This window comes from Halomonas sp. (assembly GCF_014859505.1).
Classification (GTDB): Bacteria; Pseudomonadota; Gammaproteobacteria; order Pseudomonadales; family Halomonadaceae; genus Halomonas.
Genome location: NZ_JACUUD010000001.1, coordinates 1 through 22,973, shown reverse-complemented (window position 1 = coordinate 22,973; position 22,973 = coordinate 1). Strand labels below are relative to the sequence as shown.

Annotated in this window: 22 protein-coding genes; 13 read left to right on the top strand and 9 right to left on the bottom strand. The window is 65.3% G+C overall.

Translation table 11 applies throughout. The features are described from left to right. Positions 1 to 14 precede the first annotated feature (14 nt). From IBX53_RS00110 to sthA, 10 genes are all read left to right on the top strand, one after another. Positions 15 to 1,478 (top strand): glyceraldehyde-3-phosphate dehydrogenase, encoded by a 1,464-nt coding sequence (locus IBX53_RS00110; RefSeq protein WP_290903545.1) that lies wholly within the window; start codon positions 15 to 17, stop codon positions 1,476 to 1,478. A gap of 316 nt (positions 1,479 to 1,794) precedes the next feature. Then, positions 1,795 to 3,144, top strand: a complete 1,350-nt coding sequence (locus tag IBX53_RS00105) for a Na(+)-translocating NADH-quinone reductase subunit A (protein WP_290903543.1) — start codon at positions 1,795 to 1,797, stop codon at positions 3,142 to 3,144. Between the two features lie 2 nt (positions 3,145 to 3,146). Further along, the gene (locus IBX53_RS00100) at positions 3,147 to 4,370 is read left to right on the top strand and encodes an NADH:ubiquinone reductase (Na(+)-transporting) subunit B (RefSeq protein WP_290903541.1); all 1,224 of its coding nucleotides are present in this window, start codon (positions 3,147 to 3,149) and stop codon (positions 4,368 to 4,370) included. Further along, complete coding sequence (locus IBX53_RS00095) at positions 4,370 to 5,185, top strand: Na(+)-translocating NADH-quinone reductase subunit C (RefSeq protein ID WP_290903539.1); 816 nt, start codon at positions 4,370 to 4,372, stop codon at positions 5,183 to 5,185. Before IBX53_RS00100 ends, IBX53_RS00095 begins: the two co-directional genes overlap by 1 nt. Positions 5,186 to 5,187: 2 nt before the next feature. Then, on the top strand, positions 5,188 to 5,856 hold the full coding sequence (locus IBX53_RS00090) for an NADH:ubiquinone reductase (Na(+)-transporting) subunit D (protein ID WP_290903536.1): 669 nt from the start codon (positions 5,188 to 5,190) through the stop codon (positions 5,854 to 5,856). A gap of 1 nt (position 5,857) precedes the next feature. Then, positions 5,858 to 6,475: an NADH:ubiquinone reductase (Na(+)-transporting) subunit E gene (gene nqrE, locus IBX53_RS00085; RefSeq protein ID WP_290903534.1), complete on the top strand. Its 618-nt coding sequence runs from the start codon at positions 5,858 to 5,860 to the stop codon at positions 6,473 to 6,475. A gap of 72 nt (positions 6,476 to 6,547) precedes the next feature. Next, positions 6,548 to 7,780 carry an NADH:ubiquinone reductase (Na(+)-transporting) subunit F gene (gene nqrF, locus IBX53_RS00080; RefSeq protein WP_290903532.1) on the top strand — a complete coding sequence of 411 codons (1,233 nt, stop codon included), beginning with the start codon at positions 6,548 to 6,550 and terminating at the stop codon, positions 7,778 to 7,780. Then, the gene (locus IBX53_RS00075) at positions 7,777 to 8,538 is read left to right on the top strand and encodes an FAD:protein FMN transferase (protein WP_290903530.1); all 762 of its coding nucleotides are present in this window, start codon (positions 7,777 to 7,779) and stop codon (positions 8,536 to 8,538) included. Before nqrF ends, IBX53_RS00075 begins: the two co-directional genes overlap by 4 nt. A gap of 10 nt (positions 8,539 to 8,548) precedes the next feature. Continuing rightward, a complete protein-coding gene (nqrM, locus tag IBX53_RS00070; protein WP_110069755.1) occupies positions 8,549 to 8,803 on the top strand; it encodes a (Na+)-NQR maturation NqrM in 255 nt (84 codons plus the stop codon). Between the two features lie 248 nt (positions 8,804 to 9,051). Further along, positions 9,052 to 10,443 carry a Si-specific NAD(P)(+) transhydrogenase gene (gene sthA, locus IBX53_RS00065; protein ID WP_290903525.1) on the top strand — a complete coding sequence of 464 codons (1,392 nt, stop codon included), beginning with the start codon at positions 9,052 to 9,054 and terminating at the stop codon, positions 10,441 to 10,443. Between the two features lie 44 nt (positions 10,444 to 10,487). Here sthA and IBX53_RS00060 read toward each other — a convergent pair whose 3' ends face one another. Both IBX53_RS00060 and IBX53_RS00055 read right to left on the bottom strand, forming a co-directional pair. Continuing rightward, positions 10,488 to 10,760, bottom strand: a complete 273-nt coding sequence (locus IBX53_RS00060; protein WP_290903523.1) for a PqqD family peptide modification chaperone — start codon at positions 10,758 to 10,760, stop codon at positions 10,488 to 10,490. A 241-nt stretch (positions 10,761 to 11,001) separates the two neighbouring features. Then, the gene (locus IBX53_RS00055; RefSeq protein WP_290903516.1) at positions 11,002 to 11,460 is read right to left on the bottom strand and encodes a lasso peptide biosynthesis B2 protein; all 459 of its coding nucleotides are present in this window, start codon (positions 11,458 to 11,460) and stop codon (positions 11,002 to 11,004) included. Positions 11,461 to 11,735: 275 nt separating this feature from the next. On the opposite strand from IBX53_RS00055, the gene IBX53_RS00050 reads away from it, so the two are divergent. Both IBX53_RS00050 and IBX53_RS00045 read left to right on the top strand, forming a co-directional pair. After that, positions 11,736 to 12,932: a nucleotidyltransferase family protein gene (locus IBX53_RS00050; RefSeq protein ID WP_290903514.1), complete on the top strand. Its 1,197-nt coding sequence runs from the start codon at positions 11,736 to 11,738 to the stop codon at positions 12,930 to 12,932. A gap of 22 nt (positions 12,933 to 12,954) precedes the next feature. Beyond that, complete coding sequence (locus tag IBX53_RS00045; protein ID WP_290903511.1) at positions 12,955 to 14,775, top strand: ABC transporter ATP-binding protein; 1,821 nt, start codon at positions 12,955 to 12,957, stop codon at positions 14,773 to 14,775. A gap of 10 nt (positions 14,776 to 14,785) precedes the next feature. Here the strand turns inward: IBX53_RS00045 and IBX53_RS00040 are convergent, their stop codons facing one another. The 6 genes from IBX53_RS00040 to leuS form a co-directional block, all read right to left on the bottom strand. Beyond that, positions 14,786 to 15,226 carry a DUF488 domain-containing protein gene (locus IBX53_RS00040; RefSeq protein WP_290903509.1) on the bottom strand — a complete coding sequence of 147 codons (441 nt, stop codon included), beginning with the start codon at positions 15,224 to 15,226 and terminating at the stop codon, positions 14,786 to 14,788. Between the two features lie 2 nt (positions 15,227 to 15,228). Beyond that, complete coding sequence (locus IBX53_RS00035) at positions 15,229 to 16,131, bottom strand: PA2778 family cysteine peptidase (protein ID WP_290903506.1); 903 nt, start codon at positions 16,129 to 16,131, stop codon at positions 15,229 to 15,231. A gap of 82 nt (positions 16,132 to 16,213) precedes the next feature. Beyond that, the gene (locus IBX53_RS00030; protein WP_290903676.1) at positions 16,214 to 16,609 is read right to left on the bottom strand and encodes a PA2779 family protein; all 396 of its coding nucleotides are present in this window, start codon (positions 16,607 to 16,609) and stop codon (positions 16,214 to 16,216) included. 158 nt (positions 16,610 to 16,767) lie between these two features. Next, positions 16,768 to 17,826 (bottom strand): DNA polymerase III subunit delta, encoded by a 1,059-nt coding sequence (holA, locus tag IBX53_RS00025; RefSeq protein ID WP_290903503.1) that lies wholly within the window; start codon positions 17,824 to 17,826, stop codon positions 16,768 to 16,770. Positions 17,827 to 17,836: 10 nt separating this feature from the next. Next, positions 17,837 to 18,319, bottom strand: a complete 483-nt coding sequence (lptE, locus tag IBX53_RS00020; RefSeq protein ID WP_290903500.1) for an LPS assembly lipoprotein LptE — start codon at positions 18,317 to 18,319, stop codon at positions 17,837 to 17,839. A 26-nt stretch (positions 18,320 to 18,345) separates the two neighbouring features. After that, on the bottom strand, positions 18,346 to 20,928 hold the full coding sequence (leuS, locus tag IBX53_RS00015; RefSeq protein WP_290903498.1) for a leucine--tRNA ligase: 2,583 nt from the start codon (positions 20,926 to 20,928) through the stop codon (positions 18,346 to 18,348). A gap of 210 nt (positions 20,929 to 21,138) precedes the next feature. Here leuS and IBX53_RS00010 point away from each other — a divergent pair, with 210 nt between their 5' ends. Beyond that, positions 21,139 to 21,654, top strand: a complete 516-nt coding sequence (locus tag IBX53_RS00010) for a zinc ribbon-containing protein (protein WP_290903495.1) — start codon at positions 21,139 to 21,141, stop codon at positions 21,652 to 21,654. A 4-nt stretch (positions 21,655 to 21,658) separates the two neighbouring features. Here IBX53_RS00010 and IBX53_RS00005 read toward each other — a convergent pair. After that, the coding region (locus IBX53_RS00005; RefSeq protein ID WP_367171487.1) for a hypothetical protein at positions 21,659 to 22,973 on the bottom strand (1,315 nt) is incomplete at its 5' end.

Genomic DNA, 22,973 nt, shown 5'->3' with positions numbered 1-22,973 from the left:
CAGTGAGGCCGCACGTGAGTCAGCAACCCTCCGATACCGTCTTCCAGGAATGGCACGACAACCAGGCGCTTGCCGAGCAGATGATCCCGATGATCGGTAGGCTCTACCGTCATAACAACGTGGTCACCACTCTCTACGGGCGGTCGCTCTTCAACCGCAGCGTGATCCGCATCCTGAAGGACCACCGCTATGTGCGGAAGGTCGAGGGAACCGAACTCTCCGTGCAGGACACCTTTCCGCTGGTCCAGGCCATGGGCGAGCTCAACCTGGGCCCGGCCCATGTCGATGTTGGCAAGCTCGGCGTGGCCTTCAAGAAGCAGGGCGGCGGCGACGCCGTGGCCTTCCTGCGCAGGGAACTGGCCGAGATCGTCGACCAGCACGACCCCGCCGGCAACAACGGCGAACCCAAGGACGTCGTGCTCTACGGCTTCGGGCGTATCGGGCGCATCCTGGCCCGGGTGCTGGTGGAGAAGGCCGGCGGCGGCAACCTGCTGCGCCTGCGCGCCATCGTCGTGCGTGGTCGCGGCGATATTGCCAAGGACCTCGAGAAGCGCGCGAGCCTCCTGCGCCGCGATTCCGTCCATGGCCCCTTCGACGGCACCATCAGCGTCGACGTGGAAGCTCGCACCATTACCGCAAACGGTAACGTCATCCAGGTGATCTACGCCGATTCGCCCGCAGACGTGGACTATACCGCCTACGGCATCGACAACGCCGTGGTGGTGGACAACACCGGCATCTGGCGCGACGAGGCGGGCCTCGGCCAGCACCTGGCGTGCAAGGGTGTGGCCAAGGCGCTCCTCACCGCGCCGGGCAAGGGCGACATCAAGAATATCGTCTTCGGCATCAACCACGGCGACATCACCGAGGAGGACCGTATTCTCTCCGCGGCGTCGTGCACCACCAACGCCATCGTGCCGGTGCTCAAGGTGCTCAACGACGAGTTCGGGGTCGAGCATGGCCACGTGGAGACGGTACACAGCTACACCAACGACCAGAACCTGATCGACAACTACCACAAGGGTGACCGTCGCGGCCGTAGCGCACCGCTCAACATGGTGCTTACCGAGACCGGTGCCGCCAAGGCGGTGGCCAAGGCCCTGCCGGAGTTCGCCGGCAAGCTCACCGGCAACGCCATACGAGTGCCGACCCCCAACGTTTCCATGGCGATCCTGAATCTGCGCCTGGAGAAGGAGACCGACGCCGAGGCCCTCAACGACTTCCTGCGCCGCATGTCCCTGGACTCCCCGTTCCAGAAGCAGATCGACTACGTCGATTCCCCCGAGGTGGTCTCCACCGACTTTGTCGGCAACCGTCACGCCGGCATCGTCGACGCCAAGGCGACCATCGCCAACGGCAAGAACGCCGTGCTCTACGTCTGGTACGACAACGAGTTCGGCTACAGCTGCCAGGTGGTTCGCATCCTGCAGCACATGTCCAACGTGCACTTCCTCAAGCTGCCCCGCGCCAGCACCTGACGGTACCGCGTGATAGCGCCCGGGAAAGCCCGTCGCTGACTCTGAAACCCCCGCCCGGCTGGCCCCAGCGGGGGTTTTGCGTCTGGCGTTCCGGGCGCCTCTCCACCCTGCGACATTTTTTCCCTTGCCGTGGGTCACTCCCTGCGACCTTCGCTCAGCTAGTCATTGCCCGGCCTAGTCTTTATAATACGAGAGATTTTTCGGGGTGGTTCGAGCCTGGCTCGGGCCCGACTGGTAAACGTACCGACACGACAAGAATTCGAACCCATTCGAACCCCTTTCCTTCGTATATCCGATCCATCAACTGGGCGAGACTATGATCGAAGTCAAGAAAGGCCTGGATCTCCCCATCACGGGGGTGCCCGAGCAGCGCATCGAGGATGCGCACCCGGTGCGTCACGTGGCGGTCCTGGGAACCGACTACGTCGGCATGAAGCCGACCATGGAGGTCAAGGAGGGAGACAAGGTCAAGCTGGGCCAGCTGCTCTTTACCGACAAGAAGATCGATGGCGTGCGCTTCACCGCGCCGGCCGCCGGGGAGGTGATCGCCATCAACCGTGGCGAAAAACGTCGCCTGCTCTCGGTGGTGATCAAGGTCGACGGGACCGAGGAGGCCGTCGAGTTCAAGGCCCACGGCCGTGACAAGCTCGAGGGGCTGGAGCGTCAGGCGGTGGTCGACCAGCTTGTCGAATCCGGCCTGTGGCCCGCGCTGCGCACCCGCCCCTACTCGCGCACCCCCGCCATCGACAGCAAGCCGGTCGATATCTTCGTCACCGCGGTGGACACCCATCCGCTGTGCCCGGATCCCGTCGAGGTCATCAACGAGCAGCCCCAGGCCTTCGAGGATGGTCTCAAGGTGCTGGCCCGCCTGACCGAGGGCAAGGTCTACCTGTGCACGGCGCCGGCCGCCCGCATCCCTGGCGGTGACGTCAAGGGCGTGCAGGTCGAGGAGTTCGGAGGCCCGCACCCGGCCGGCCTCGTCGGCACCCACATCCACTTCCTCTCGCCCGTGGCTCTGCACAAGCGTGTATGGCACATCGGCTACCAGGACGTCATCGCCTTTGGCAAGCTCTTCGCCGAGGGCAAGCTGGATGTGAGCCGCGTCGTCGCCGTGGGCGGGCCGCGTGCAGAGAAGCCGCGCCTGCTGCGCACCCGCCTCGGCGCCAGCACCGAGGAACTGCTGGCCGGCGAGGTGGTCGATCCAGAGGGCACCCGAGTGATCTCCGGTTCGGTCTTTTCCGGTTCCGCCTGTGAAGGCAGCCTGCGCTATCTGGGTCGCTTCCATAACCAGATCAGCCTCCTCGAGGAGGGCAACAAGCGCCTCTTCTTGGGTTGGCTGTCGCCGGGTGCCAACCGCCACTCGGTGCTGGGTATCTACCTGTCCAGGATCACCGGCCTCAAGGACTACGCGCCGACCACCTCCACCAACGGCTCCGAGCGTGCCATGGTGCCGGTGGGCGCCTACGAGGCGGTGATGCCGCTGGATATCCTGCCCACGCAGCTGCTGCGCTCGCTGATCGTCGGCGACATCGAGACTGCCATGCAGCTCGGGTGTCTGGAGCTGGATGAAGAGGACCTGGCCCTGTGCACCTATGCGTGCCCGGGCAAGTACGAATACGGCCCCATCCTGCGTGATAACCTCACCCTGATCGAGAAAGAGGCCTGATCATGCCAATTCGACAGACACTCGATGCTCTCGAGCCCCACTTCCACAAGGGCGGCAAGTACGAGAAGTTCTACCCGTTGTTCGAGGCGGTGGACACGCTCTTCTACGCCCCCCCCAATGTGGCCAAGACCACCGCTCATGTGCGTGACGGCGTCGACCTCAAGCGCATCATGATCACTGTGTGGATATGCACCTTCCCGGCGATGCTCTTCGGCATGTGGAATGCCGGCTGGCAGACCAATACCGCCATCGCCGATGGCTACGCCTCCATGGCCGGCTGGCGCGAGGCGATCATGATGACCCTGGCCTCCGGGCATGATCCGGGTAGCTTCTGGGCCAACTTCGTGCTCGGGGCGACCTACTTCCTGCCGATCTACCTAGTGACCTTCGTGGTCGGTGGCTTCTGGGAAGTGCTGTTCGCCATCAAGCGCGGCCACGAGGTCAACGAAGGCTTCTTCGTTACCTCCGTGCTCTATGCGCTGATACTTCCGGCCACCATCCCGCTGTGGCAGGTGGCGCTCGGCATCACCTTTGGCGTGGTGATCGGCAAGGAGATCTTCGGCGGAACCGGCAAGAACTTCCTCAACCCGGCGCTGACCGGCCGTGCCTTCCTCTACTTTGCCTACCCGGCGCAGATCTCCGGGGATGCGGTATGGGTGGCAGCCGACGGTTACTCCGGCGCCACCGCGCTCTCCATCGCCTTCCAGGATGGCATGGCCGCCCTGACCAGCACCTTCAGCTGGTGGGACTCCTTCCTCGGCTTCATCCCGGGCTCCGTGGGTGAGACCTCGACCCTGGCGATCCTGATCGCAGCGGTGGTGCTGCTCTGGACCGGCGTCGCCTCGTGGCGAATCATGCTCGGGGTGTTCCTCGGCATGGTGGCCACCAGCGCGCTGTTCAACCTGATCGGCTCCGACAGCAACCCGATGTTCGCGATGCCCTGGTACTGGCACCTGGTCGTCGGCGGCTTCGCCTTCGGCATGGTGTTCATGGCCACCGACCCGGTATCCGCCGCCATGACCAACCAGGGTCGCCTGCTGTTCGGCGTGCTGATCGGCATCATGACCGTGCTGATTCGCGTGGTGAACCCGGCCTTCCCCGAGGGGATCATGCTGGCGATCCTGTTCGCCAACCTGTTCGCGCCGCTCATCGACCACTTCTTTGTGCAGGCCAACATCAAGCGCCGTAAGCTGCGCACCGGTGCACCGGCCGAGGAGACCGCCTGATGGCACAGAGCAATAACTCCATCAAGAAGATCCTGACGGTGGCGTTCGCACTTTGCATCGTGTGTTCGGTCATCGTCTCCACCGCCGCGGTGGCGCTGCGTCCCATGCAGCAGCTCAACCAGGAGCTGGACCGCAAGACCAACATCCTCAACGTCGCCAACCTCTATGAGAGCGGCATGGATGTGGAAGCGGCCTTTGGCCAGGTCACGCCCCGCGTCGTCAACCTCGAGACCGGCGAGTACTCCGACCAGCACGACCCGGAGACCTTCGACGGCTTCGAGGCGCGCCGCGACCCGGCCGCTTCCCGGACCCTGTCCGGCGAGCGTGACCCGGCCGGCCTGTCCCGCGTGGAGAACTACGCCACCGTCTACCTCGTCGGCGACCCCGACGACCCGGAGCAGGTCATCCTGCCCATCCGCGGCCAGGGCCTGTGGGGGCTGATGCGCGGCTTCCTCTCCGTGGAGGGTGACGGCAACACCATCGTCGGCATCACCTACTACGAGCACAGCGAGACTCCCGGCCTCGGCGCCGAGGTCAACAACCCGCGCTGGCAGGCCCAGTGGGAAGGCAAGCAGGTCTTCGACGAAGAGGGCGACCTGACTCCTGCCATCCGCGTGGCCAAGGGCAGCGGCAGCGGCGAGCACGAGGTCGATGGCCTCTCCGGTGCCACCCTGACCAGCAACGGCGTCACCAACATGCTGCAGTTCTGGCTGAGCCCGGAAGGCTTCGGCGAGTATCTCGCCAAGTTCCGCAGCGGCGTCGATCAGGATGACGCCCAGGACGCCGACGTCGAACTCGAAGCGGAAGGAGCCTGATCATGTCGGATGCATCAACCAAGAGCGTCCTCACGGGGCCGGTCTTCAAGAATAACCCCATCGCGCTGCAGGTGCTCGGCATCTGCTCCGCGCTGGCGGTGACAACCAGCATGAGCGTGTCGCTGGTCATGACCCTGGCGGTGATCTTCGTGACGGCCTTCGCGAACCTGTTCGTGTCGCTGATCCGTCATCACATCCCGTCGTCCATCCGCATCATCGTGCAGATGACCATCATCGCCTCGCTGGTGATCGTGGTGGATCAGATCCTCAAGGCCTACGCCTACGAGATGTCCAAGCAGCTCTCGGTGTTCGTCGGCCTGATCATCACCAACTGCATCGTGATGGGGCGGGCTGAAGGCTTCGCCATGCAGAACGGGCCCAAGATGTCCTTCATCGACGGCATCGGCAACGGCCTGGGCTACGGCTTCATCCTGATGACCGTGGGCTTCTTCCGTGAGTTGTTCGGCTCCGGCAGCGTCTTCGGCTTCACCGTTCTGGAGACCGTGCAGAACGGCGGCTGGTACGTCCCCAACGGCTTGCTGCTGCTGCCGCCGTCCGCGTTCTTCATCATCGGCCTGATGATCTGGGTGCTGCGCAGCGTGAACCCGGAGCAGATCGAGGAGAACGAGTTCAAGATGAAGCACAACACCGAACCGAAGGAGGCCGTGTAACATGGAACACTACATCAGTCTGTTCGTAGCCTCGGTCTTCGTCGAGAACCTGGCCCTGGCGTTCTTCCTGGGCATGTGTACCTTCCTGGCGGTGTCCAAGAAGGTCTCCGCGGCCTTTGGCCTCGGTATTGCCGTGATCGTGGTACTGACCATTTCCGTACCGGTGAACAATCTGGTCTTCAACCTACTGCTGGCAGAAGGGGCGCTGTCCTGGACCGGCATCAGCGGCGCCGAGAACATTGACCTCTCCTTCCTGGGCCTGCTCAGCTACATCGGCGTCATCGCCGCACTGGTGCAGATCCTCGAGATGTTCCTCGATAAGTACGTGCCCGCGCTCTATAACGCGCTGGGCGTGTTCCTGCCGCTGATCACCGTGAACTGCGCCATCCTGGGTGGCGTGCTGTTCATGGTCGAGCGTAACTACAACTTCGGCGAGTCCGTGGTCTATGGCTTCGGCTCCGGCGTTGGCTGGGCGCTGGCCATCACCGCCCTGGCGGGTATCCGCGAGAAGCTGAAGTACAGCGATGTCCCCGGCTCCCTGCAGGGCCTGGGCATCACCTTCATTACCGTGGGTCTGATGTCGCTGGGCTTCATGTCCTTCTCCGGCATCCAGCTCTGAGGCAGGTCGTGCTCTCCCGGCGGCCGGATGTGCCGTCGGGGTCCAGACAACGTCAAGCAATAGGAAACCGACATGGTTGATACATCCGTCATCTTGCTCGGTGTGGTCATGTTCACCCTGATCATCATCGGTCTGACCCTGGTGATCCTGGCCGCCCGCAGCAAACTCGTGAGCACCGGGGACGTGACCATCGAGGTCAACGGCGACCCCGAGCACACCCTGACCACCCAGGCCGGCGGCAAGCTGCTCAACACGCTGGCCGCCAACGGGATCTTCCTCTCCTCCGCCTGTGGCGGCGGCGGCTCCTGCGCCCAGTGCAAGTGCCGCGTGGAAGAGGGCGGCGGGGCGATCCTGCCCACCGAGGAGTCCCACTTCACCATGCGCGAGAAGAAGGAGGGCTGGCGCCTCTCCTGTCAGGTGCCGGTGAAGCAGGACATGAAGGTCGAGGTTCCAGAGGAGGTCTTCGGCGTCAAGAAGTGGGAGTGCGAGGTCATCGCCAACCCCAACGTCGCCACCTTCATCAAGGAGCTCAACCTCAAGCTGCCCGAGGGTGAGAACGTCGACTTCCGCGCCGGCGGCTACGTACAGCTGGTGGCTCCGCCCTACGATATCTCCTTCAAGGATTTCGATATCGAGGAGGAGTACCGGGGCGACTGGGAGAAGTTCGATCTCTACAAGATCTCCCACAAGAACAACGAGGAAGTCATCCGCGCCTACTCCATGGCGAACTACCCGGAAGAGGTCGGCATCCTCAAGTTCAACATCCGTATCGCCACGCCGCCGCCGAACACCAACCATCCCCCGGGCCTGATGTCCACCTACGTCTTCAGCCTGAAGCCGGGTGACAAGGTCACTGTGATGGGTCCCTTCGGCGAGTTCTTCGCCAAGGACACCGATGCCGAGATGGTCTTCGTCGGCGGCGGTGCGGGCATGGCGCCGATGCGCAGCCATATCTTCGACCAGCTCAAGCGCCTCAAGACCAGCCGCAAGATCACGTTCTGGTACGGCGCACGCTCCTGGCGCGAGACCTTCTACAACGACGAGTACGACCAGCTGGCCGAGGAGTTCCCCAACTTCGAGTGGCATCTGGCACTCTCCGACCCGCAGCCCGAGGACAACTGGGAAGGGCCTACCGGCTTCATCCATAACGTCCTCTACGAGAACTACCTCAAGGATCACCCGGCCCCCGAGGACTGCGAGTACTACATGTGCGGGCCGCCTATGATGAACGCCTCGGTGATCAAGCTGCTGCTGGATCTTGGCGTGGAACCCGAGAACATCCTGCTGGACGACTTTGGCGGATGACCTCCCTCGCCGCGAGGCGACACCCGGGGCTGGCCATGCGGCCAGCCCTCTTTCTATTCGCCCTGCTGATGCCGCTGGCCCTGCTGGTGGGCTGTCGTCAGCAGGGGGAATGGCACCAGTTCGAGGGCGTGGCCCTCGGCACCGGCTACCACATCACGCTGAATGGCGAGCTGGGCGAGGATGAGCACGCCCTCGTCGAAGCCGCCATCCAGGGTGAACTGGCCAGCCTCGATAGTCAGATGGATGTGTTCCAGAGCCTGCTGTCGGCCTCCCGGCTGCCCCTTGCCGGTGCGCATTCGGCAGATGCCGTCGATTCGGCCCTGCGCGAGCACCTGCAGGCCCTGGCGGTGGATCGTCTCTTCCGGGTATTCGATGATTTTGGCATCGCCAACGCCATGGTCGAGTTCGGGGGAGTGCAGCGGGCCAGAGGGACGACCGGACGCCATCCCTGGCGCGTGCGCCTGCCGCGCAGTGGTATCGGATCGTCGCCGGAACCCGCCCTGCGTCTTCAGGACGTCGCTCTGGTGACTCGCACCGTGCTTCGGCCTGCGGGTGTCGAGGACGCGGCAACGAGCCTTGTCCTCTCGGTCAGTGCGGTGGCAGCCAGCGCCGAAGCTGCCGATCGCCTGGCCCGGGGCCTACTCGACGCCGCCCCGGATGGCACCCTGGAACACCCCGCACGCCTTGTTGTCCTTACCCCACAGGGCCTGGAATTACATATCGGATATGCCCTCGAGCCGCTGCTCGAGGCTGAGTGAGGAGAAGCATATGACCGTCTGGATTATCGCCTTTGCCTTCATGCTGTTGATCATGGCTGCCATGGCCGTCGGGGTGATCCTCGGCCGCAAGCCCATCGCCGGCTCCTGCGGTGGGCTCAACCAGCTCGGCCTCAAGGAGGGCTGCGAGGTATGCGGCGGCAAGGATGAGGTGTGCGAGGAGGAGAACCGCAAGCGTGGCAGCGTGCGCCGCCGCAGCGACGAGAGCCGCGGCGCCGACCTGGGCTACGACGCCACCCGGCGCTAGGCCCTGGGGCACCGACAAGGCGCCACTCGGAGCGGAAAGCCTCCAAGGTCCGTGATCACGGGTAGGAGCTGGGCTCTGCCCGGCGAATGGAGACCGGAGGGCTCCCTGGAGGTATTCGCCAATGCCAGCGACTCTTCCAGGGCGCCTGAGGCGCCATTCGTCGAGGCGTCGAACCGCCCGCTGAGCGTGGCTCCCACCAGAAGAAACAACCTCAACGGATGCCCAATAGCAAGGAGATCGAACGGCCAATGGCAGTCCATAACTACGACGTGGTGGTGATCGGTACCGGCCCGGCGGGGGAGAGCGCCGCCATCAACGCCGCCAAGCACGGCAAGCGTGTGGCGGTGGTCGAGAAGCAGCCGCTGGTGGGGGGCAATTGTACCCACTGGGGGACGATTCCCTCCAAGGCACTGCGTCACCAGGTCAAGCAGATCATGCAGTTCAACACCAACCGCATGTTCCGCGATATCGGCGAGCCGCGCTGGTTCTCCTTCCCCAAGGTCATGGAGCGCTCCCGGGCCACCATCGACCAGCAGGTGGCGATGCGCACCAACTTCTACGCTCGCAACCGGATCGACCTGTTCAGCGGCGTGGCCCGCTTCAAGGACGAGCACAGCCTGCTGGTGCGCGACAGTGACGAGGGCATGGATGAGCTGGTCGCCCGGAAGATCGTCATCGCCACGGGCTCACGCCCCTATCGCCCGGCGGACATCGACTTCCGCCATCCGCGCATCTACTGCTCGGACACCATCCTCAGCCTCAACCATACGCCGCGGACCCTGATCATCTTCGGCGCGGGGGTCATCGGCTGCGAATACGCCTCGATCTTCTCCGGGCTCGGCGTCAAGGTGGACCTGATCAACAACCGCGACAGCCTGCTCAGCTTCCTGGATGACGAGATTAGTGACGCGCTCTCCTACCACCTGCGCAAGCACGGGGTGCTGATCCGCCATAACGAGGAGTATGACCGGGTCGAGGGCGACGAGTCGGGGGTCATCGTTCACCTGAAGTCCGGCAAACGGCTGCGTGCCGATGCCTTCCTGTGGGCTAACGGCCGCACCGGCAACACCGACCAGCTGGGCCTGGAGAACATCGGCCTGGAAGCCAACGACCGCGGTCAGCTGACGGTCGATGAGCACTACCGCACGGCCATTCCCCACATCTACGCCGCCGGTGATGTGATCGGCTGGCCGAGTCTCGCCAGCGCCGCCTACGACCAGGGGCTCAACGCCTCCAGCGAGATGGTGGATGACGACTTCCGCTACGTCACCGAGGTGCCCACCGGCATCTACACCATTCCCGAGATCAGCTCGTTCGGGCGCAACGAACGCGAGCTCACCGAGGCCAAGGTGCCCTACGAGGTGGCCCAGGCCTTCTTCAAGGATACCGCCCGCGCCCAGATCACCGGCGACACCGTGGGCATGCTCAAGATCCTCTTCGATCAGGACACCCTGGAGATCTACGGCATTCACTGCTTCGGCGACCAGGCCTCCGAGATCGTCCATATCGGACAGGCGATCATGCAGCAGAAGGGCGAGGCCAATAGCCTCAAGTATTTCGTCAGCACAACCTTCAACTACCCCACCATGGCAGAGGCCTACCGGGTGGCCGCCATGAACGGCATGAATCGGGTGTTCTAGATAGCTCCATGGGAGGGCTAGCGCGGCGCCTGACGGCGCCCGCCTCAGTGAACGGTAACGAGGCCCTCCTGCTCCAGCTGTTCGAGAAACGTCATGACGTCCCTCTCGCAGATGGGCCTGTCCACGTCGAAGGCCGCCTGGAGAGCTTCGCAAACGTCCAGCACGGTAGCGCGGCGCTCCAGGAAGGACCAGATGAAGGTGCCGACCTCCTCGGTGCCGTAGTACCTGCCATTTCTGGCGCTGAAGATCACCAGGTCATCGCCGAGGTGTGATGTCAGCGGATCTTCCTTGCGCTGTATCTGACTCTGCATGTTCATGGGCGGGTCCTGTTCTCGTAGGGTCGCGGTTGGCGGCGATCACCGTAATATCGCCCTGTGCCGTGCCGTGCCGTGCCGTGCCGTGCTGGGCCGGGCAGAGCGATGATCGGTTGACTGGCGGGATGCCCTGTCCATTCTAGCCTAGCCGCGGCTGCGCTCGTCCCGGGAGCATGCTGATTCTACTCAGCCGCCTCGTCCCAGAAATTTCCCCCTTCGCGGCTGCCCGAGGCGCCTTTCGCTCTCATTCCGGATAGCTTCTCACGAAGCTCGCCAGGGGCAGGTAACGGCCGTCATGCCCGCCCAGGATCACCTGCCTGCCGACCCGCAGCCAGGCGTGGGCCGTCATGGTGGGGCCTTGCTGCTCACCGTGTTCGGTAAAGGTGCCGAGGATGAGGCTGCTCGAGATATGCCGGCGATTGAGCATGCGCTGGCCGGCCACGGCCAGCATCAGACAGGTATAGCGGCCGCCGACCGCGCGATTGATGTCGCTGACGGCCCGGCTGATATCCTGGGCTCGCGGGTCGTCGACGCTCTCGGGGGGGAGCTGTTCTCCCGCGGAGGAGTCGCCCAGGATCGGCGACCACCAGCGAAACGGGAAGAGCCTGACCAGGAGCCAGGCAAGCCACAGTTGCACGGCGGCTTCCCCCAGCAGGCATTGGCGAGTCAGGGGAGCCTGGAGGAATCTGCGGAGTCGTTTCACGGTTACTCTAGCCTCTCGTCAAGATGGACGGGGACGGAGACATCGAAGGAATAGGCAGCCGGTGCCGGATGTGCGTTCGACCCCGCTGTCACGCCGAATGTAGTTCTCCGGCCAACGGCCTGTCCAGCGGCAAGGTGATTCCGAGGTAGTGATAACGATGGTAGCCCCGGGTGAAGTTGACTAACATGATGTAACAAAAAAAGATGATCAGATGCTGCCTTGCACCGTTGGATCTGCCATCCGGGATGGCGTAAGCGTTAGGAGAACGTCCTGCCATGCCCAAACGAGTGAATGTCTCTACCCCGGGCCCCATGCTGAAGCTGTTGCTGTTGCTGGCACGTCTCGAGCTCACGGAGAAGCAGCAAGCGGCGGCACTCGCACTATGCACACAGGTTGATGACTGGCCCGAGCTGGCACGACAAGCCAATCAACGCTTCGTGCTGCCGCTCGTCTATCGACACCTGCGGCGTCTTGCGCCTGGAAACCTGCCTGCGACGCAACTGGACGAAATCCGCCAGGGAAGCCTGTCCGTGGTCCAGCTCAACCTGCTGGTGGCGGACGCTCAGCGGAAACTTCGGGACGAGCTGCTGAGTCCTCTTGAGGTCCCTCACGCTTTCTTCAAGGGGCCCAGTCTGGCGGCACGCTACTACGACGATCCGTCGTTGCGGTTCTCGCGGGATATCGATCTGCTTGTTCCGCCTGGGCGGCTGGTTGAGTTGCTGGAGCGAGCACTGAACAAGGGCTACGTATCGCTCATGCCGAAAGGCCTGACGACGGACCGAGAAGGGCTTGTGTATGCGGCCGGTGCCCACCATGTCTTCTCGCTCCTGTCTCCGGAGGGTGTCCCGATCGATCTTCATCAACAGATCGACGTTTCCGGAACGATCTATACAACCCAGGCACTGCTCGACGGTGCAGAACCGTTCGTGATGGGTGGTGCCGAGATCCAGGTCATGCCCACGGAGGAGCTCTTTGTCTACATCTGCCTGCATCATACCAAGCACCATTGGTCTCACCTGCACTGGCTGGTCGACCTGGATGCGATTCAGCGTCATCCGAGCTTTTCATTGGCGGCGAGTCGCCAGCTTGCGGCCCGGCTGAAGCTTGCGGCAACCCTCGAGGCCTGCCTGGAGATGCATCGAGCCTTGTCCGACCCTGAGCCTGATAATGTCATCATTTCCAATCATGGTAAGGAGCTTCTGGATGCATGCCTGATGGCACTTCAAGGTGGACCGGAGGTGGAGCTGGCAATGGAGAGGATGAAAACCTCTCCGGACTTTGCATTCGACTGGCAGGCCTCCGCCAGAGATCGGCTCCAGGGTCGAATGCAGGGAGTGGTCAAGCTCCTTCGGCCCAACTATGCCGACTACCGTCTATGGCCGTTGCCAGCGCGTTGGCAGTGGATTTACCGATTGACCTGCCCCTTCCAGAAACTCCATTCAAGAATCACGACCGGGCGGTGGCGGTCATGATGCTGGTTCACGGCCGACGTCCATGATGCTAGTTGCTCGACTCTTCGCCCCCTTGCTCTCATTGCGACGCATCCTGCCGATCCTGTGGCATAGCAGCCGCAAGTGGACCCTGCTGGGGACGGCATTGATGGCCCTGGAGGTGGCCTCTGGGCTGGCCGTCCTCTATCTGTTCAAGCAGCTGGTCGATGTGATCACCGGGACTATGGCTAACGAATCGGTCGAGGACGAGGCATGGCGGGTGCTCTGGTTCGTGGCGCTGACGGGCGGCTGCACGCTGGTCTTCCTGGCCGCCAGGTCGATGGCTGGCCTGGCCAGGGAGGCCCAGGGAATGCTGGTGGCCGATCATATCGATCGGGAGATCCATACCCGTGCGGTGCGTGCCGATCTTGCCTTCTACGAAAGCCCACGCTACTTCGATACGCTTCAACGCGCCCGCGAGGCCGGTAATCAGCGACCGGTGCAGGTGGTCACCAACCTGATGATGCTGGCCAGGAACAGCCTGATGCTGATGGCGATCGTGGTGCTGATGGTGAGCATCAACTGGTTGATGCTGCCGGTGCTGCTGATCGCCATCGTGCCGGCCCTGCTGGTCAGGATTCATTTCACCCGGTATCTGTACGAATGGCAGCGACGACGTACCCAGATGGAGCGGCGCGCCTATTATCTCGATTGGCTGATGACCTCCGACATAAATGCCAAGGAACTTCGCCTCAACCAGCTGGGCAATGTGCTGCGTGATCAGCATTCCGAGCTGCGGGGTCAGATCCGCCGCGAGCGCATGTGGATCACCCGGCGGCGGACCCGGGTCGAACTGGCCGTCGCGAGTATCGCCACCGTGGCCTTCTTTGGCGCCCTGGGGTTTCTTGCCTGGGAAACCGCCGGGGGGCGCAGCAGCGTCGGCGACCTGGTGCTGTTCCTGCTGATTTTCCAGCGGGCCCAGTCGATGGGGCAGGAGCTGGTGCATCAGCTCGCCCAGCTCTACGAGGACCATCTCTTCCTCGGCCTGCTGTTCGAGTTTCTCGACATTCGGCCGGTGATCGGGGAGCCGGAGCATCCCGTGGCGATGCCGGCGTCGCCGCGTGAAGGGATCCGCTTCGAGGGCGTCGGCTTCCACTATCCCGGTACCGATACCCCCGTGCTGAACGGCATCGAGCTCACCATCCGTCCCGGGCAGGTCGTCGCCCTGGTAGGGGCCAACGGCTCCGGCAAGACCTCGCTGATCAAGCTGCTGTGCCGACTCTACGACCCGACATCGGGGCGGATCACCCTGGATGGGGTGGACATTCGCGAGTACGGTCTCGAGGAGTATCGCCGCCTGTTCAGCGTGATCTTCCAGGACTATGCCCACTATGCGACCAGCGTGCGGGAGAACATCCGCTACGGCGACATCCGTCAGCCGGTGGATACGCCGGCGGTCGAAGCCGCTGCGATAAAGGCCGGTGCCGACCCCTTCATCCGCAGGCTCAAGGACGGCTACGAGACTCCCCTGACCCGGATGTTCGACGACGGCCAGGAGCTCAGCATCGGTCAATGGCAGAAGGTCGCCCTGGCGAGGGCCTTCATGCATCGTTCCAGTGTGATCATTCTCGATGAACCCACCAGCGCCATGGACCCCGGGGCGGAATCCGAACTGTTCGAGAACTTTCGCGAACGCATCGACCATCGGGCCGCCCTGATCATCAGCCATCGTCTGTCGACCGTACGGATGGCGGATTACATCTACGTTCTGGATCAGGGCGAGATTCGTGAGGCGGGCACCCATGACGAGCTGATGCGCCGACGAGGCTTGTATTGCGATCTGTTCAGCCGTCAGGCGCATCACTATCGCGCGACGGGAACCTGACCGCTCGGGCTCAGCCCTCGTCGCGCGACGGGTCTGGCGGGAGGTGGGCGTAGCAGGGCGGTGATGCGGGCTCCAGGTCGGCCGCATCCTCGTCGCGCAGCGCCTTGAGCAACGCCTCGTGCAGCACCGGCAGGTGGGACGCCTCGATATTGCGTGCGGCGGTGAGCAGGGTGAGGCGCCTCACGCGGGCATGGCGCATCAGCGGCACCAGGTGTTCCGGGTGGTCGCGCAGTTCCCCGCGATAGCGGAAGGCGAACACGAAGTGGCTGATCTCCCGCTGATGGTACTGGCGCCGCAGCGTGGGGCTGGGCGAGGCGTCACGGTACCAGTCGGTGAGCGCCAGCGTCTCGCGGGGCTTGCCCCTGGGCCACAGCCGGTCCACCAGCACCCGGGCACCGTCCTCGGCCTCGATGGGCTGGTAGATGCGCTTGATCACGATGTCATGGGTCACGGCTAACCCTCCTCCAGGGTCTCCAGTGCCTGGCGGGCGTGGGGCTGCCAGTGGCCGTGCAGGGCGGCGGCCTCTTCCAGGGCTTCTCGGGCGCCTGCCGCGTCGCCCTGGCCACGCCGGGCCAGGCCCAGATTGAGCCAGGCGACGGCCAGTCCGGGCTCAGCCGAGACGGCTCGCTCGAAGGCGGTGAGGGCGCCCGAGGCGTCACCGGTGGTGTAGCGGGCGTTGCCCAGGCCGAAGTGCACCAGGCCGTTATCCGTGAAGCGCTTGGCCAGCGACTCCCAGGCCGGCAGGGCGGTCTCGGCTCCCTGGAGACTCTCGAAGTCGCTGATCGCCTCCATGGCGCGGTGGGGCCTCACGCCCGCCGGCAGTTCGCCCGGGGGCAATGCCACGAAGGCCCAGCGGTCACTGCGCGCCCAGGTGGCGTCGAAGCGCCGGAAGGACTCGACCCGACGCGGCTCCTCGCCGCTATGCAGGATCAGTTCGTTGCGATCCAGGTCGAAGCCGATGGCCACCGCGTAGTGCCACATGGGCCAGGCGGGCAGCGACAGGTTCTGCATCACCACCACCGGATGGCCCTCGTCCAACTCGAGCAGCAGGCCGTCCAGATGGCCGTCGATCACGAAGGGAATCCGGCCGTGGCGGCGCACGGTGGCCAGCATCTCCGGCTGCACGCTGCCCTCGCGGCCGGGAAGGAAGACCTGGGGGATCAGCGTGTCCACCTCGACATCGACACCGGCGTCATTGAGCACCATGGCCAGCGATGCCGGGCCGCACTGATAGTAGCGCTGAGCGTGGAAGGGGACCTCGTCGAGCAGCAGTTGGCGGGGCAGGCGGTCCTCGGTGGTATCGGCCAGGCGCGGGGTGCTGGCGCAGCCGGTCAGCAGCGCAAGCAGCAGCAACAACGCAAGAACGCCCGCAGGGCGGGCGTTCCAGGCTGATGCTGCCGCCGGCTGCCGGATAAGGCAGTCGATCACGGCGGCGCCCTCAGCGGGTGAAGGGGAAGATGTTGGTCAGGCCGAGGATATCGGTGACCAGCAGGATCACGAAGACGGCAAAGAGGGCGCCGACCACGCTGGCACCGGCCGGAAGCTGCTCGAGCTGTTCGGCCATCTGGGCGGCCTCGGCATCGGAGAGCGCCGCCACGCGGGCCTCGACCTCGGCCAGGTCAACACCCTGGGTGATCAGCTGCTCGCGGACATCGTCACGGGCGAGGATCTCGTGAATCCGCTCCCGATCGGCCTGGCCATGTTCCGCGTTCAGGGCGGCCTGGGTTGTGATCAGGTCGTTGCCTGCGGGGGCCGGTGCGGCCGACACCGAGAAACTCCCCAGGACCAGGGCAGCGATCATCAGCGGGCTCAGGTAACGGCAGATCTTCTTCATCATGTCGGTGTTCCTTCTTCGTTATAGTGGGCTTCCGGCTCTTGGATGATCCACGCGTCGCGTCCTGGCGAACAAGTGTGGCGTCACGATGATGCCCGTCCAGTATAGGATGAAAGGGTGTAAGATTTCATGCCCTTGGCGGTCAACGCTTGGGTCGTTCACGCGATGCGATAGGAGGAAGGCAGCTCGGCGAGCAGGCCGCGGCCGCCGGCGAGCGTCAGGGCCAGGTCGTGGAGGCCGTCCTGCACCGGCAGCGCGGCGGCCCCCTTGATGGCCAGGTCGAGTCGCTGGGCGAACAGCAGCAGCTTGTGCAGTCGCTTGACCGGCAGGCGACCGATGGCCTGCTGGTAGGCGGGGCGGCGTTTCTCGAAGATCGAGGGCTTCTGTGCCTTGCAGGCGTGCTCGAAGCTCTGGCCCTGGTCGATGTGCTGGTGCAGCGATAGCAGGGTGCGCAGCTCGCGGGTCAGCGCCCAGAGCACGATGGGGGGCTCCACCCCCTCGCCGCGCAGGCCGGCCATGATCCGTGAGACCCGCATCCGTTCCCCCCTGAGGCAGGCATCGACCAGCGTGAAGACATCAAAGCGGGCGCTGTCCTCCACGCCGCCGGCCACGTCCCGGGGGGAGACGCGGGTGTTTGGCGGCATCAGCAGGGCGAGCTTCTGCAACTCCTGATCGGCGGCCAGCAGGTTGCCCTCGGTGCGCTCGCCGAGCAGGCGGGCGGCGTCCAGGTCGAGAGTAAGGCCGTGGCGAGAGGCGCGGTCACGCAGCCAGAAGCCCAGCCGCGAGGCGTCCACCGGCCACACCGGCACGAAGAGCCCGACCTTGTCCAGCGCCTGGAACCAGGCGCTCTTCTGCTGGCGGAAGTCGAGCTTGCCCATGGCCAGCAGCAGCACGTTGTCGCTGCCCTTGAGCTCCTCGGCGTAGGCCTTCAGTGCCTTGCCGCCCTCCTGGCCCAGGTTGTTGCCGGCCAGGCGCAGCTCGATCAGCTTGGCGCTGGCGAACAGCGACAGGCTGGCCGAGGCCTCATGCAGGCGCCCCCAGGCGAAGTTGCCCTCCACGTGGAGGATCTCGCGCTCCTCGATGCCGCGGGCCCGGGCCGCGGCGCGCACGGCGTCGCAGGCCTCCATATGCTGCAGCGGCTCCTCGCCGGCGACGATCACCACCGGCGGCAGCTTCTTCGCCAGCGCATCGGCCAGCTTGTCGGGGAAGACTTTCAACAGAACACCTTCACAGGCTTCTCAGGCGATCCAGGAGTTGGCGCACGGCGGCTTCGCGCAGCTGCTGCCGGGCCTCCTCGCGCAGGTCGTCCTGGATCAGCAGGTTGGCGTCGCTCACCGTGTAGCGGGTGGCAACCTCCAGGCGCTGCTGGTCGAGCAGGTAGGCGCCGTCGCTTGTGCGCTGTACCGAGAAGGGGATGTTCAGTGTCATCTCCTCCTCCCGGGGGCCCGAGTCCATCACGCTGAGGTTGCGTCGCTGGAAGTCGGCCTGCCCCAGGTTGAGCACCCGCTCGGCGCCGCCATGCACGCGAGTGCCGGTGGCCTCCAGGCGCTCACGGGCGAGTCGCGAGAAGTCGCTGTCGGGGCCTGCCAGCGACAGGTCATCGATCACCGTGGCGGGCTCATCGAAGCCGCGCAGCCGGAAGCCGCAGCCGGCGAGCGCGAGGCCGGCGGTGCCGGCCAGGCCCAGGGTAAGAAAGTTGCGTCGCTGCATGGGTCACTCCCTCTGGCGCGCTGGGCTCAGCCCACCACGATATTGACCAGCTTGCCGGGCACCACGATCACCTTGCGCACCGTCTTGCCCTCGGTATGGCGCTGGACGTTCTCGGCGGCGAAGGCCTCGGCCTCGACGGCGGCCTTGTCGGCGTCGGCGGCCACCTCGATCCGGGCGCGCAGCTTGCCGTTGACCTGTACCACCAATTCGATGGTGTCCCGGGCGAGTGCCGACGCGTCCACCGCCGGCCAGACGGCGTCGATGACCGGCTCGTCGTGGCCCAGCGCCGCCCAGAGGGCATGGCAGGCGTGGGGCACGATGGGGGCGAGCAGCAGCACGCAGGCTTCCACCGCCTCGCGGGCCACGGCCAGGCCCTCGGCCGAGGTGTCCTCGTACCTGGACAGGGCGTTGGTGAGCTCCATCACCGCGGCGATGGCGGTGTTGAAGGTGGTGCGACGGCCGATGTCGTCGCTGGCCTTGGCGATGGTCTCGTGGGTCTTGCGGCGCAGTTCGCGCTGGGCCTCGGTGAGGGCCTTCCGGTCCAGCTCGCCGGGGGTGCCGGCGGCCAGGTGCTCGCTGACCAGGCGCCACAGGCGCTTGAGGAAGCGGCTCGCCCCCTCGACGCCGGAGTCGGACCACTCCAGGGACTGCTCCGGCGGGGCGGCGAACATCATGAACAGGCGCACGGTGTCGGCGCCGAAGCGGTCGATCATCGACTGGGGGTCGACGCCGTTGTTCTTCGACTTGGACATCTTCTCGATGCCACCCATCACCACCGGTTGGCCGTCCGCGATCAGCACGGCGCTGAGCGGTCGCCCCTTGTCGTCGCGCTTGACCTCCACGTCGGCGGGGTTGAACCACTGCTTGCCGCCGTTCGCGGTCTCCCGGTAGTAGGTCTCGGCGATCACCATGCCCTGGGTGAGCAGGCGCTGGAAGGGCTCATCGACGTTGACCAGGCCCAGGTCGCGCATCAGCTTGGTGAAGAAGCGCGCGTAGAGCAGATGCAGGATGGCATGCTCGATGCCGCCGATGTAGAGATCCACCGGCAGCCAGTAGTCGGCGCGCTCGTCGAGCATCGCCTCCTGGTTGTCGGCGCAGCAGAAGCGCGCGAAGTACCAGGAGGACTCCATGAAGGTGTCGAAGGTATCGGTCTCACGCACCCAGCCGTCGCCGAGATCGCTGAACGCCGGCATGCGCTTGAGCGGCGAGCCTGAGGCATCCACGGTGACCTCCATGGGCAGGGCCACCGGCAGCTCCTCGTCGGAGAGCGCCACCGTCTGGCCCTCGGGGCCGTACTTGACCGGGATCGGCGCGCCCCAGTAGCGCTGGCGGGCCACGCCCCAGTCGCGCAGGCGGTAGTGGGTCTTGACCTCGCCGCGGCCAAGCTCGGCGAGCCTGGCGGCGATGGCGCCGAAGGCCGCCTCGAAATCGAGGCCGTCGAACTCCCCGGAATGGATCAGGGTGCCGTAGTCGTCATGGGCGCCCCGGGAGAGATCCGGCGCCTGGCCGTTGGCATCCGCAATCACCGCCTCGATGGGAATGCCGTACTTGGTGGCGAACTCCCAGTCGCGCTGGTCGTGGGCGGGTACTGCCATCACCGCGCCGGTGCCGAACTCCATCAGCACGAAGTTGGCCACATAGACCGGCACCTCTCGGCCAGTGAGGGGATGCACCGCCACATGGCCGGTGGGCATACCCTGCTTCTCGCGGGTGGCGAGCTCGGCCTCGGAGGTGCCGCCGCGGGCGCACTCCTCGCAGAAGGCGGCCAGCGCCGGGTTACCCTCGGCGGCCGCCTTGGCCAGGGGGTGGCCGGCGGCCACCGCCATGTAGGTAACCCCCATCAGGGTGTCGGGGCGGGTGGTGTAGACCGAGAGCGGCTCGCAGGCGGCGCCGTCCGCGTCCTTGATGTCGAATGACATCTCCACGCCGCGGGACTTGCCGATCCAGTTGCGCTGCATGGTCTTGACCTGCTCCGGCCACTCGATGGTGTCCAGGTCGGCCAGCAGTTCATCGGCGTAGTCGGTGATGCGCAGGAACCACAGCGGAATCTCCTTACGCTCCACCAGGGCACCGGAGCGCCAGCCGCGCCCATCGATCACCTGCTCGTTGGCCAGCACGGTCTGATCCACCGGGTCCCAGTTCACCGTGGACATCTTCTTGTAGACCAGCCCCTTCTCCACCAGCTTGGCGAAGAACCACTGCTCCCAGCGGTAGTAGCTCACATCGCAGGTGGCGAACTCGCGGCTCCAGTCGTAGGCGAAGCCCAGCGCCTTGAGCTGTGCTCGCATGTAGTCGATGTTCTCGTAGGTCCACCTGGCCGGCGGGACCTGGTTCTGGATGGCCGCGTTCTCGGCCGGCATGCCGAAGGCGTCCCAGCCCATGGGCTGCAGCACGTTCTTGCCCTGCATGCGCTGGTAGCGCGAGACCACATCGCCGATGGTGTAGTTGCGCACATGCCCCATGTGCAGCTTGCCGCTGGGGTAGGGGAACATCGACAGGCAGTAGAACTTCTCGCGGCTGACGTCTTCCACCGCCTTGAAGCACTGGTTCTTGTCCCAGAACTGCTGGGCGTCGCGTTCGATCTCTTGGGGCTTGTACTGTGCGTCCATCGCTGTCTGTGGGTACCTTGCAAGTCCGTGCGTCGGCCGGTAGCTACGCGCGGTCGTGGCTTGTCCGGCGTCATGTCCTGGGGCCAGGAGGGCGACAAGACGTTGAACTGCCGGCGGGAAGTCGTCTAAATGGTAGGCAAGGATACCCCAGCACGGCCCGGCCCGGCTATGCCCGGCCCCGCCGGCTCACCGCAGGAAAAGGAGCAGACCATGAGCGATTCTAGGCAACCCCAACCGGACCACCGCCTGCGCGAGGGCTACGAGCGTATGCTCGAGCGCCTGCGCGAGGGGGCCCAGGAGCTGACCTGGGAGAATCTGCAGCAGGAGCTCGATGATGCCGTGGAGTTCGAGGCCGAGCTCGAGGAGTTCACCAAGGATGAACTGTCGCTGCTGCGCGCCTGGGTGGAGCGCGACCTCAAGGACATGCGCCGCTACCTGAGCGCCGGCGGTGAAGGGGTGGCCGCCTGGCTCGGCATCGACCTCTCGGCGCTGTCGCGCAAGGTCAGCGAGTCGCTGCTTTCCATCGCCGATCGTAGCGTGATCGAACGTGAGCGCTTCGAGGAGGACCTCGAGGCCGCCCAGGCGGATTACTGCGAGGGGGAGATGGCGGTCCCCGGCCGCATGGCCTGCGTGCACTGCGGTGCCGAGGTGGATCTGCCCGAGCTGACCCGGATCGAACCCTGCCACCAGTGCAATCACCGCTACTTCAAGCGGGTGTCGAAGTAGGGGGTTACAGCCAGGCATCGAGCAGGACGATTCCCGCCACCACCATTGTGGAGAGCGCGCCGGCATAGCCCAGGTTGTGTCGCATCATCATGCCGCCGCTGACGCCGTAGCGCCCCTGCAGCGAGAGGTTGATGCCGGAGAGCGGGCCGACGCTTGTACCCACCGCCCAGGAGGCCAGCGCCACGAAGGCGAAGAGCGTCTGGCGGCTGCCTTCCAGGTCGAGCATCGAGGCCAGCACCGAGACGCCGATGATCGGGTGCAGCCCCAGCACGGCGCTGGCCACGATGGCCAGGAAGCTCGCCACCGCCTGGGGCGCGCCGAAGTGGGCAAATAGCGTCCACTGGCTGCCGGTCACTGCGCCGATGAAGGCCGAGAGCCCCTGGGTCAGCAGGCCCGCGCAGAGGAAGAGCGCGATCTCGCCACGCATGGCCGGCAATCGCTCCAGCGTGTGGCTGCGCACTCGTCGCAGGGTCCAGCGCGGCCCTCGGGGCAGGTTGCTGGCCAGAGCCACCGCCGGCAGCAGGAAGGTGATGATGCTGACGATGGAAAGCCCGGGGGTCAGGCCGTAGTGAAATAGCAGCACCAGAGCGGCCATGCCCACCGGCATGAGAAGGCTCTTCGGCGAGAGCGAGTAGCCGGCCACCCGGGAGAGGTCGAAGCGCCGGGAGAGGTCGAGCAACGAAACAGTGCCGGCCAGCATCGCCAGCGGCAGGCCAAGGGCCAGTATCGTCGTGAAGCGCATCTCCGGCGCCAGGGTCATCACCACCCCCATGGAGGCGAAGAAGGGCGACCAGAGCGCGGCGCTGGAGAGCCCGCGGTTCAGCGCCAGCAGCTGCGGCAGGGAGAGCCCGCCGTGGCGCCGGAGGCGATCCCCCACCATGAACACCGTGGAGAGGTTCAGCACGGCGCCGAGCAGATGCACCCCCAGCCAGGTGCCGGCGGTGCCGCGCGCCCCGATCACGGCGCTGCCGGGCGGGGCGGCGTGCCCCTGACGGGTGCCGATCAGCGTGATGAAGCTCACCCCCACCAGCATGGCCACCACATAGCTGTTGCCGTCCAGCAGCCGGTGCCAGGCGATCTCGGCGCCGTAGCCGAGGGCCGCAACCAGCGCCAGCGCCAGGCCCAGCCCCGCCAGAATGCCGGCCTGGCGGCGATTGCCCCGCTTGAGGTCCGGCCACAGCAGCACGACGGCGAGCCAGAAGGCGTAGCTCACCGCTGGCAAGGCAATCGGCAGGCCGGCCAGACGCAGCACCTGCAGGGCGAGCCCCGCGAGGATCAGGGTGCCGGCGCAGGCATGGCGAAGCGAAGCGGGCGGGGCG

Excerpts from the sequence above, each read along its gene's own strand:
- IBX53_RS00105 (WP_290903543.1), top strand. The coding sequence starts at position 1,795 with ATGATCGAAGTCAAGAAAGGCCTGGATCTCCCCATCACGGGGGTGCCC.
- IBX53_RS00100 (WP_290903541.1), top strand. The coding sequence starts at position 3,147 with ATGCCAATTCGACAGACACTCGATGCTCTCGAGCCCCACTTCCACAAG.
- IBX53_RS00095 (WP_290903539.1), top strand. The coding sequence starts at position 4,370 with ATGGCACAGAGCAATAACTCCATCAAGAAGATCCTGACGGTGGCGTTC.
- IBX53_RS00090 (WP_290903536.1), top strand. The coding sequence starts at position 5,188 with ATGTCGGATGCATCAACCAAGAGCGTCCTCACGGGGCCGGTCTTCAAG.
- nqrE (WP_290903534.1), top strand. The coding sequence starts at position 5,858 with ATGGAACACTACATCAGTCTGTTCGTAGCCTCGGTCTTCGTCGAGAAC.
- nqrF (WP_290903532.1), top strand. The coding sequence starts at position 6,548 with ATGGTTGATACATCCGTCATCTTGCTCGGTGTGGTCATGTTCACCCTG.
- IBX53_RS00075 (WP_290903530.1), top strand. The coding sequence starts at position 7,777 with ATGACCTCCCTCGCCGCGAGGCGACACCCGGGGCTGGCCATGCGGCCA.
- nqrM (WP_110069755.1), top strand. The coding sequence starts at position 8,549 with ATGACCGTCTGGATTATCGCCTTTGCCTTCATGCTGTTGATCATGGCT.
- sthA (WP_290903525.1), top strand. The coding sequence starts at position 9,052 with ATGGCAGTCCATAACTACGACGTGGTGGTGATCGGTACCGGCCCGGCG.
- IBX53_RS00060 (WP_290903523.1), bottom strand. The coding sequence starts at position 10,760 with ATGAACATGCAGAGTCAGATACAGCGCAAGGAAGATCCGCTGACATCA.
- IBX53_RS00050 (WP_290903514.1), top strand. The coding sequence starts at position 11,736 with ATGCCCAAACGAGTGAATGTCTCTACCCCGGGCCCCATGCTGAAGCTG.
- IBX53_RS00045 (WP_290903511.1), top strand. The coding sequence starts at position 12,955 with ATGATGCTAGTTGCTCGACTCTTCGCCCCCTTGCTCTCATTGCGACGC.
- IBX53_RS00030 (WP_290903676.1), bottom strand. The coding sequence starts at position 16,609 with ATGAAGAAGATCTGCCGTTACCTGAGCCCGCTGATGATCGCTGCCCTG.
- lptE (WP_290903500.1), bottom strand. The coding sequence starts at position 18,319 with ATGCAGCGACGCAACTTTCTTACCCTGGGCCTGGCCGGCACCGCCGGC.
- leuS (WP_290903498.1), bottom strand. The coding sequence starts at position 20,928 with ATGGACGCACAGTACAAGCCCCAAGAGATCGAACGCGACGCCCAGCAG.
- IBX53_RS00010 (WP_290903495.1), top strand. The coding sequence starts at position 21,139 with ATGAGCGATTCTAGGCAACCCCAACCGGACCACCGCCTGCGCGAGGGC.